Origin of the sequence: Micromonospora sp. NPDC005197 (assembly GCF_040608295.1) — a bacterium.
Classification (GTDB): Bacteria; Actinomycetota; Actinomycetes; order Mycobacteriales; family Micromonosporaceae; genus Micromonospora.
In genome coordinates, this window is the sequence record NZ_JBEXHY010000039.1 from 39,834 (window position 1) to 49,652 (window position 9,819).

General features: G+C 74.2%; 5 protein-coding genes and 1 pseudogene. 2 read left to right on the forward strand and 4 right to left on the reverse strand.

Annotation, left to right across the window (positions count from 1 at the left end; all coding sequences use genetic code 11):
- The first annotated feature begins 109 nt into the window (after positions 1-109).
- A complete protein-coding gene (locus tag ABZU46_RS15715) occupies positions 110-2,005 on the forward strand; it encodes a hypothetical protein (RefSeq protein ID WP_354858171.1) in 1,896 nt (631 codons plus the stop codon).
- Here ABZU46_RS15715 and ABZU46_RS15720 read toward each other — a convergent pair.
- Both ABZU46_RS15720 and ABZU46_RS15725 read right to left on the reverse strand, forming a co-directional pair.
- A complete protein-coding gene (locus ABZU46_RS15720) occupies positions 2,002-3,804 on the reverse strand; it encodes a hypothetical protein (RefSeq protein WP_354858166.1) in 1,803 nt (600 codons plus the stop codon). The two genes, ABZU46_RS15715 and ABZU46_RS15720, sit on opposite strands and share 4 nt — an antisense overlap.
- Positions 3,804-5,519, reverse strand: coding sequence for a hypothetical protein (locus ABZU46_RS15725; RefSeq protein ID WP_354858173.1), 1,716 nt, complete (start codon positions 5,517-5,519; stop codon positions 3,804-3,806). Before ABZU46_RS15725 ends, ABZU46_RS15720 begins: the two co-directional genes overlap by 1 nt.
- Before the next feature lie 593 nt (positions 5,520-6,112).
- Between ABZU46_RS15725 and ABZU46_RS15730 the strand changes: the two genes are divergently transcribed.
- The gene (locus ABZU46_RS15730) at positions 6,113-7,273 is read left to right on the forward strand and encodes a hypothetical protein (protein ID WP_354858175.1); all 1,161 of its coding nucleotides are present in this window, start codon (positions 6,113-6,115) and stop codon (positions 7,271-7,273) included.
- A gap of 170 nt (positions 7,274-7,443) precedes the next feature.
- On the opposite strand, the gene dxs is transcribed toward ABZU46_RS15730, so the two are convergent.
- Together dxs and ABZU46_RS15740 are read right to left on the reverse strand one after the other, a co-directional pair.
- Positions 7,444-9,390, reverse strand: coding sequence for a 1-deoxy-D-xylulose-5-phosphate synthase (dxs, locus tag ABZU46_RS15735; protein ID WP_354858169.1), 1,947 nt, complete (start codon positions 9,388-9,390; stop codon positions 7,444-7,446).
- Between the two features lie 81 nt (positions 9,391-9,471).
- A pseudogene (locus tag ABZU46_RS15740) lies at positions 9,472-9,819 on the reverse strand (class I SAM-dependent RNA methyltransferase); the annotation flags it as partial.

A 9,819-nucleotide genomic window follows, 5' to 3' on the forward strand; every position in this document is an offset into this window, starting at 1 on the left:
CCTCCATCGCCGGTCGGGTCGGCCGGGGGCGGCCCCGGCAAACCGGCCGTGGGCGTACCGGCCCGGCAAAAGCGACGCATCCTCGCCTGTACGATGGCGCGTCGTGGCTGTGCCGGTGGTAGACCCCTCGCTGAATCCCGTGACCGACGCCGAGCCGGCCGAGGCCGAGCCGACACGGCGGCCTCGACGCCGTCCGGCCCGAGCCGACCTGTTGGCCCTCGGAGCCTATGTGGTGCTGGGCGTCTTCGTCTGCCTCCACTACTGGGGGGACGTGACCGGCCGGGTGTCCTCGCACCTGCCCACCGACCACAGTTGGTTCGAGTGGCTGTTCGCGCACGGCGCGTACTCGGTGCAGCACCTGGAGAACCCGCTGTTCACGGCCCGGCAGAACGCCCCGGACGGGGTGAACATGATGGCCAACACCTCGCTGCTCGGGGTGACCCTGCCGCTGTCGCCACTGACGATGCTGTTCGGTCCGCAGGTCACGTACGCGCTCTATCTGGGTGGGGCTCTGGCGGCCACCGCCGGCACCGCCTACTGGATGCTCTCGCGGCACCTGGTGCGCTCCCGGGCGGCGGCCTTCGTCGGCGGGGCGTTCCTCGGCTTCGCGCCGGGCATCATCCACCACGCCAACGGCCAGCCCAACTTCGTGTCCAACTTCCTGCTGCCGTTGATCGTGGTGCGGGTGCTGCGGATGGGCGAGCCGGGCCGGTGGCGGCGCAACGGGCTGGCGCTCGGGGTGCTGGTGACCTACCAGATCTTCATCAACGAGGAGATGCTGCTGCTCACCGCGCTGGCCTGCCTGGTCGTCGTGCTGGCGTACGCGGTGCAGCGGCCACGGGCGACGCGCGCCGCGGCCGGGCCGTTCCTCGCCGGGATGGGCGTCGCCGGTGGGCTGGCGCTGCTGCTGGCGGCGTACCCGATCTGGTTCCAGTTCAACGGCCCGCAGTCCTACCGCGGGCTGCAGGGTGGCGTGTTCCACAACTGGGGCGAGGACCTGGTCGCGTTCGTGACCTTCGCTCGGGACACCTGGGCGGGCGACCCGGCGGTGGAGCAGACGATCGGCATGACCGAGCAGAACACCTGGTTCGGCTGGCCGCTGGTGCTGCTGTCGGTGGTGGCCCTCGTGCTGCTGGTGCGCCGTTCGCTGGCCGCCCGGATCGTCGCGGTGCTGATCGTGGTCTTCACGGTGGCCGCGATCGGGCCGCGGGTGCGCTTCGACGGCGTGGAGACCGGGGTGCGCGGCCCCTGGTCGTACGTGCCGGACGACCTGCCCCTGGTCGAGATGATGATGCCGACCCGGTTGACCCTGGTGGTCGCCGCCGCGGTGGGCGTACTGCTGGCGCTGACCTGGGACGCGGCGCACCGACAGGGCCGCCCGGTGGCGGCGCCGGGCCGCGTGCCGGCACCGCGCGCCGGGGAGCCGGCGACGTCCGACGAGCCGGCCGCGGCCGCGCCGGTCGCGCCGCGTCGCCGGTGGCTGCGCCCGCTGGGGTACGCGGCGGTCGCCCTCGCCCTGCTGCCGCTCTTCCCCCGACCGCTGCCGGCCCAGCAGATCGACCCGCCGCCGCACTTCATCACCGCCGGCGGCTGGCGACCGTACGTGCCGGAGGGCCGGACCCTCGTGCCGGTGCCGATCCCGAGCAACGTGCACGGCCTGCCCACGCTGCGCTGGAGTGCCCTGACCGGGCAGGAGTTCCCCGTCCCGGGCGGCTACTTCATCGGCCCCAACGAGCTGGGCGAGGGCGTCTTCGGCGCACCGAACCGGCCCACCAGCAGCCTCATCTACTCCACGATGGACGCCAACGCGGTCCCCGTCCTCACCGACGAGAACCGCCGCCAGGCCGTCGAGGACCTCCGGTTCTGGCGGGCGTCGGTGGTGGTGCTCGGCGCACACCCGCGCGAGGCGGTGCTACGCGAGCTGGTCACCGCACTGATCGGGCCGCCGCAGCGGGTCGACGACGTCTGGGTCTGGAATGTCCGCGCGCTTGTGGATCAGCGCTAGCCGACCAGCGTCCGGACGTCCCACAGCCACCCGCCGTCGACCGGGCGGCCGGGGCCGAGCAGCTCCTCGACTGTCCGGCGGACCGGTTCGTCGTGCGTCGACCGGCCGAGCACCACCACGGCGGCCCGCCAGTGCCGCAGGTCGTCGACGGCCTGGCGGCGGTCGGCCTCGGTGAGCACCGGCACCGCGCCGGTCTCGGCGACCCGGCGCAGCAGCACGGCGGTGGGCCGGTCCGGGGCGCCCCAGCGGGCCGCCGGGTCGTCCGGACCACTCGGCCCGATGAAGTACCCGCCCGGGGCGCGGAACGCCAGGCCGGTGCGGGCGGACCAGAGCATCACCGGGCTCAGCGCGGCGCCGGTCACCGGGGGCACCGCCACCACGGTCCGGCCCGCAGGCACCAGCGACCGCCACCCGCCGTCGGCGACGAACCCCGGCACCGGCGCGACCGGCACCGCCCGGATCGGCGTCGGCGTCAGCGGCAGCAGCGCGGCGGCCACCGCTCCCGCCCCCAGCAGTCGTACCGGCAGTCCCGGCACGGCCGGTGACCGGCGAGCCGCCCGCACCCGGTCCACGAAGAGCGCCACCAGGACACCCAGCACCGGCACGCAGACCAGCGCGAACCGGGCCGGCACCGCGAGGTCGAGCAGCGGCAACCCGGCGACCAGCCGGTACGGGCCCGCGACGCCTGTGGCGTTGCCGTCCACCCGCAGGTCGGTGCCGAGCGACAGCAGGGCGAAGACGACACCGCAGCCGGCCAGCGCGCGGACCAGCGGCCGTCGCCACAGCCAGATCACGATGACCACGGCGAGCACCAGCAGGCCGGGGCCGAAGAACGAGTTCTCCTCGGTCGGGTTCGGTGAGAGCAGCCCCGGCAGCCAGTCGTCACCGAGCACGGTCTGCCGGGCCGACGCGGTGAACGACGCGGCGTCGAGCTGGAAGCCGTGCGCGGCGAAGGCCATCCCGGTGTAGTGCTGCGGCCCGTGGAACTGGAACCACAGTGGGTACGCCAGCAGCGTCACCGCCACCACGGCCGCCACCGCGAGTCGACCGAGCAGGGCCGGCGCGAGGCGGCGGGCCGCGGCCCGGTCGGCGAGGGCGTAGCCCAGCGCGAACACCCCGGCGGCGAGCGCCAGGAAGACGAGCACCTCCTCGCCGATGAACACCTGCCACACGAGCAGCAGCCCGAGGCCGACACCGGGCCGCCACACCCGGCGCGGGCTCGACCCGGGACGGAACACCAGGGCGAGGATCGCCGGTAGCAGGAACTGGGCGGCCACGTGCAGATGCGCCCCGGCCTGGGCGATCATGCCGGGGGCGAAGCCACAGACCAGCCCGCCGAGCGCCGCCGCGGAGCGGGCGGTGACCAGTCGACGGCGCAGCAGCGCGTACCAGGCCGTGGCGGTGCCGGCGAGGCAGCCGACCACCGCCACGCAGAACGCCGCCTGCGAGCCGAACAGCAGCGTGACCGGGGCCAGCGGGACACCGAGGCCGAGCACCGAGGTGTTCGCCATCAGGTTGACCCCGTCCGGCGCGTTCAGGGCGGTGCTGAAGAGCGGGTTCTCCCCCGCGACGACGGCGTGTGCCGCGTGGGCCAGCATCCACTCGAAGAGCACCTGGTCGCCGGCCTGGTGGAACAGCCGCCCGGGGTGGCCCCACTGGGCGCTGGTCAGCAGCACCGCCAGCCCCAGGTAACCGGCGATGACCAACGCGTCCGGCAGCCACGCCGGCCGGGGTGGGCGCGCGGTGGGCGGACCGACCGTCGCCGTCTCCGTCGGCGACGACGTCGTTCCGGTGGACATCAGACCGAGCGGTCGGTCAGCGTCCGAACGTCCCACACCCAGACGTCCAGCTCCTGGCGACCGGGGCCGACCAACTCCTCGACGGTACGCCGCAGCGGTTCGACGTGCTGCTGACGAACCGGCAGCACCAGGATCGCCGCGTGCCAGTGCCGCAGCTCGTCGGTGAAGCGCCGACGCTGCCGGTCGTCCAGCTTGGGGGTCCGGCCGGTGGTCGCCACCTCCTCCAGCAGTTGGCCCACCCCGCTGGGCCGGCCGCCGAACCGACCGGGGTCGCCGGTGTTGCCGTTGCGGGGGGCGAGGAAGTAGCCACCCGGGATCTTGAAGTCGAGGTTGGTGGCCGCCGCCCAACGCATGCCGTGGGTGTTGCCCATGCTGGGCACCGGGATCGGCACCAGCGTCTGGTCCGGGCCGACGTACGCCCGCCAGCGGTCGGCGGTGATGAACTCCGGCACCGGCGGCCGGGACACCATCCGCAGCGGCATCGGGGCGATCGGCAGCAGCGCGAACGCCAGGCCGGCGGCGGTGAGCGTCCGGACGGTACGCTGGTCGGCCGGGCGCAGCTCCCAGGCCCGCTCGACGGCGAGCGCGAGCAGCAGACCGATGACCACAGTGGTGATCAGGCCGAACCGGGTCGGCACGACCGCGTCCAGCAGGGGCAGGTGCACCAGCAACTCCCACGGCCCGGTGATCAGCTCCCGGTCCCACCAGGAGATCCGCTCGCCGAGGGAGAGCAGGGCGAAGAAGCCACCGGTCGCGGCGAGCGCCCGCACGACCATCTCCCGCCGCAGCCACACCACGACGCCGACGGCGAGCAGCGACAGGCTCCAGCCGAAGAAGGCGTTCTCCTCGGAGTAGTTCGGGGCCAGGTTGACGTTGGCCCGCTGGTTGCCGCCGAGGGTGGCCGAGCCGGGGGCGAAGAAGGCGGCGATGTCGTTGCCGTAGTCCTGCACGGCGTCGCTGAGCCCGTGGTACGCCATCGGCCCGGCGAACTGCACGTACAGCGGGTACGCCAGCAGCGCCCCGGCCAGCAGCGCGCAGGCGGCGAGGCCGGCGGCCAGCGGTCGCCACGCCGCCCGCCAGCGGGCCGGCTCCTGGGCCACCACCGCGAGCAGGAAGATCCCGCAGGCCAGCGCCGTGAAGAGCAGGATCTCCTCGTTGATGAACGCCTGCGCGGTGACGAGCAGGGCGAGCAGGGCACCGTCGCGGACCGGCCGGCGCGAGCGGGTGAGCACCAGCACCCGCCAGACGATGAACGGCAGCAGGAACTGGCTGATGATGTTCGGGTGCCAACTGGCGTGCGAGAGCATCGCCGGGGAGAACCCGCAGAACCAGCCGCCCGCCGCGGCCGCGAGCGGCGTACGCACGACGTGGCGGCGCAGCACGAGGTACCAGGCCATCGCGGTGCCGGCGAGGCCGAGCGTCACCAGCACCACGAAGGACACCGCCGGCCCGAACAGCAGGGTCACCGGCACCATCGGGATGCCCAGCGCCAGCACCGCCGTGTTGGCCATCAGGTTGACGCCGTCGGGGTAGTTGAACTGCTCGGTGTAGAACGGGTACTCGCCGTGCAGCACCACCCGCACCGAGTGGGCGAGGAAGAACTGCACCTGGGCCGGGTCTCCGGTGTAGAGCGACGCCACCCGGCCGGCCGGGTCCAGCCAGATCCGGCTGGTCACCCAGAGCGCGGCGAGCAGGAACAGCGCGCCAACCGCCAGGTGCTGCCGTCGCCGGGTCCAGCGGGCCCACCGACGTCGACGCGGCCCGGCAGTCCCCTCGTCGCCGTCCCCTTGCGCGGGTACGCCAGCCGGGGTGACTTCGACGGGTACGCCAGCCGGGGTGGCTCGGGCCGGCGGCGCTGCCGGGGTCTCGACCGGCGCTGCCGGTGGGGCTTCGGCCGGCGCGGCGGCGACCGCCGTCGTGGCCGGTGCGGGCTCGGGCTCGCGCTGAACGGTGCCCACGCCGGCGGCGGCACGGGCTGCCGGAGCAGCGGAGCCGCCGGGAGCGCCGACGGCCCTGGCCCGGGAAGCGGTGGGAGTGTGGTGGCTCACTGTCTCGTCGGGGCCGGCCGCCTCCGGGTGCGGCGCGGACAGGGCGCGGGACTCGGCAGGCGTCACAGTCGGCGGAGTCTACCCGAGCGGCGAAAAGGCACTAAAGCCCCGGTGACGTCCATTGTGGTGGGTGCGGGGCCGGCCAGCGGCAGCGTCGCGTCGGACATCTCGTACTATGGCGCTTTCCCACAACGACGGCGAGGCGATCGGGGGCGGATCAGGTGACTCCGGGCCGCCGGCACGGCAGGGCGCTCAGCGTCCTGCTGACCGCGCTGTTGACCGCCACCGCGTGCGGTCCCGTGGCGGAGCGCACGCCCCGCGACCTGCGGGTGGGGTACGACAGCCTCGACGGCACGCTGGCGGTGTGGCCGCCCCGGGGCGACCTGGCCGGTGACGCGGCGGCGACGGCGGCGGTTACCAGGGCCGTCCGCGACTGGCGCTCGCCGGCCGACGACCGGGCGCACCTGCCCTCGTCCGGCATCCTCTTCTCGGGCCGGGTCGACGGGGCGCCGGTGGCCCTGGTCGCGGCCGACGTGCCCGGTGAGAGCGCCTCCTGGCTGCTGCAACTCACCGGCGACGGCGGCCGGTACGCGATCGCCCGCGCCACCGAGTACACCGACCCCGGCTACCTGGTCTACTCCGACGTCCTGCCGGTGCAGACGGCAGGTGGTCGGCGCTACCTGGTCTCCGCCCGGGTGCAGCAACTGCTCGGGCCGCAGGGCCGGGCGCTGACCGTCGCCGACGGCCTCAGCGCCCCGGTCGACGTGCCGGCCTGCACGGCGGTCGGCGTGACGGCAACCCTGCGGGCCACCGAGTCGCTGCCCCGCGGGCGGGCCGCCGACCGGCTGCTCGACCTGGGCACCGGCACGACCGACCCGCGCTATCCGCTGGTCCGTGACGAGTCCGGCGCGGGCCGGCGGGCGCTCACCGGCCTGGACACCTGCGTGCTGGCCGGCGAGCGGGGTCCGTTCGGCAGTATTCCGCGACGGATCGGCGACCGGGACGCGCCGAAGTCGGTGCCGACGTCCTGGCCGATGGCGAAGCTCTCGGTCCGCTCGCTCGGTGAGGTGGCTCTCGGCGGCGGCGAGCCGGCCGAGTTGCAGCAGCTCAGCTGGGACACCGACGCCGGCACGATGACCGCGGTCGTCTACCGGCCGGCGGACGGGAGCGCGCCGGTGGTCTCACCGGCCGACCGGGCCACGCCGTTGCAGACGTACCAGCTGCCGGTGCCCGGCCAGCCGCTTGTGGTGCTCAGCTGGCGGGCCACCCGGGACAGCTCCCTCTCGGTGCCGCCCGGCACCCCGCTGCTGGTGGAGCGCCCCGGCCTGGTGGTCGTCCCCGAGCCGGCCAGCACCCAGACCTACAGCCTGGCCAACACCGACAAGACCCACTACCGCTCAGTAAGCCCCCACCCCCGCTAACCCCCCAACCCCCCAACCCGGTCGATCATGGACTCCTGGTGGGCGTCGCATACGTCTTTGCCCGTTCTGTGCGGCACCACAACTCCATGATCGACCGCGCAAGGGTGTGGCGCGGCACGCCGACGGCGGGCGACCCCCTTGAGGGGCGCCCGCCGTCGGGTCGAGCCGGGTCAGTTCTGGGCCGGGGTCTTCGTGGGGGTCAGCCGGTCCGGGGTGGCGTCCAGGCCGGAGATCCAGCCGGTGACGTTGCGGGCGACGTCCTGGGCGGTCAGGCCGAGGTCGGCGAGGATCTGCGCGCGGGTGCCGTGCGGGTGCCAGTCGGCCGGTACGCCCAGGTCCTTGAGCGGCACCCGGACGTCGGCGTCCCGCATGGCCTGGCCGAGGGCGTCGCCGACTCCGCCGACGCGGACGCCGTCCTCGACGCTGACCACGAGCCGGTGCCGGGCGGCCAGCTCGACCAGCTCGGCCGGGACCGGGCGGACCCAGCGGGGGTCGACGACGGTGACGCCGTAGCCGTGCTCGGCGACCCGGGCCGCGACCTCCATGCCCAGCTGGCCGAAGGAGCCGACGGCGACGAGCAGCACGTCGGTACGCGCCGACTCGGCCAGCACGTCGACCGGGCCGACCCGGCGCAGCGCCGGCAGGTCCGCGGCGACCGCGCCGGTCGGGAACCGCACGACGGTCGGGCCGTCGTCGGTGGCCAGCGCCTCACGCAGCTCCTCGCGCAGCGTGGCGGCGTCCCGGGGAGCGGCGATCCGCAGGCCGGGAACCACGCCGAAGACCGACATGTCCCAGATGCCGTAGTGGCTGGGGCCGTCCGGGCCGGTGATGCCCGCCCGGTCCAGCACGAAGGTCACCGGCAGCTTGTGCATCGCCACGTCCAGCAGGACCTGGTCGAAGGCGCGGTTGAGGAAGGTGGCGTAGACCGCGACCACCGGGTGCAGGCCGCCGAGCGCCAGGCCGGCCGCCGAGGTGGCGGCGTGCTGCTCGGCGATGCCCACGTCGTACACCCGCTCGGGGTACTTGCGGGCCAGCTTGGCGATGCCGGTCGGCTCGGCCATGGCGGCGGTGATGCCCACCACGTCCGGCCGCTCGTCGGCCACGGCCAGCAGCTCGTCGGCGAAGACGTGGGTCCACTTCACCGAGGGGGCGGCCAGCAGCGCGCCGGTCTCCACGTCGAAGGCGCTGCCGGGGCCGTGCAGACAGTCCGCCTCGTCCTCCTCGGCCGGGCGGTAGCCGTACCCCTTGCGGGTGACGGCGTGCACGATCACCGGGCCGCCGAAGTTCTTCGCCGCGCGCAGCGCCGACTCGACGGCCGCAACGTCGTGCCCGTCCACCGGGCCGACGTACTTGATGCCGAGGTCCTCGAACATGGCCTGCGGGGCGACCGCGTCCTTGATGCCCTTCTTGACCGCGTGCAGCACCTCGTACATCGGCTTGCCGACCAGCGGCGTCGAGCCGAGAGCGTCCTTGACCGTGTCGAGGACCTTCTCGTAGCCGGGGTTGAGCCGCAGCGAGGAGAGGTGGTCGGCGAGACCGCCGATGGTCGGCGAGTAGGACCGGCCGTTGTCGTTGACCACGATGACGAGGGAGTTGCCGGCGGTGGCGATGTTGTTCAGCGCCTCCCAGCACATGCCGCCGGTCAGCGCGCCGTCGCCGACCACTGCCACGACGCTGCGCGCCTCGCCCCGCAGGGCGTACGCCTTGGCCAGGCCGTCGGCGTAGGAGAGCGCGGTGGAGGCGTGCGAGTTCTCGATGAGGTCGTGCTCGCTCTCCGCCTGGCTGGGGTAGCCGGAGAGGCCGCCGCGCTGGCGGAGCTTGTCGAAGCCGGCCTGGCGCCCGGTGAGGATCTTGTGCACGTACGCCTGGTGGCCGGTGTCGAACAGGAGCCGGTCCCGGGGGGAGTCGAAGACGCGGTGCATGGCCAGCGTCAGCTCGACCACACCGAGGTTGGGCCCGACGTGCCCGCCGGTGCGGGAGACCTTGGCGATCAGGAAGTCCCGAATCTCCGCGGCGAGCACATCCAGCTCCTCGCCCGACATCCGCTTGACGTCCTGCGGACCGCGTACCGTCCCCAGCAACCGACCGTGGTTGGCCGTGTCCTCTTCAACACTCATGACCGGAGAGTCTATCGGCCGTCCGACACTCCGCAGCCTGGCCCGAGCCGCTTACACCGGACCAGCCGACTGAGCGCCTGGTCAGGCCGGCGGCAGCAGCAGTCCGACGCACTCGACGTGCTGGGTCATCGGGAACAGGTCGAAGCCGCGCAGCGCGGCCAGCCGCCAGCCCAGCTCGGCGAAGGTGCGCACGTCCCGGGCGAAGGCGGCCGGGTCGCAGGCCACGTACGCGACCGCCCGCGGACCGGCGGCGGTCAGCGCGCGCACCACCGGGGCGCCGGCGCCCGAGCGCGGCGGGTCGAGCACCACCACGTCGACCGGGCCGGTGATCCGTCGACGGGCCAGCGCGGTCTCCACCCGGGCCGCCACCACCTCCACGCGGGGCAGGTCGGCCAGGTTCTCCCGGGCGGCGGCGACGCCCTGCGCGGC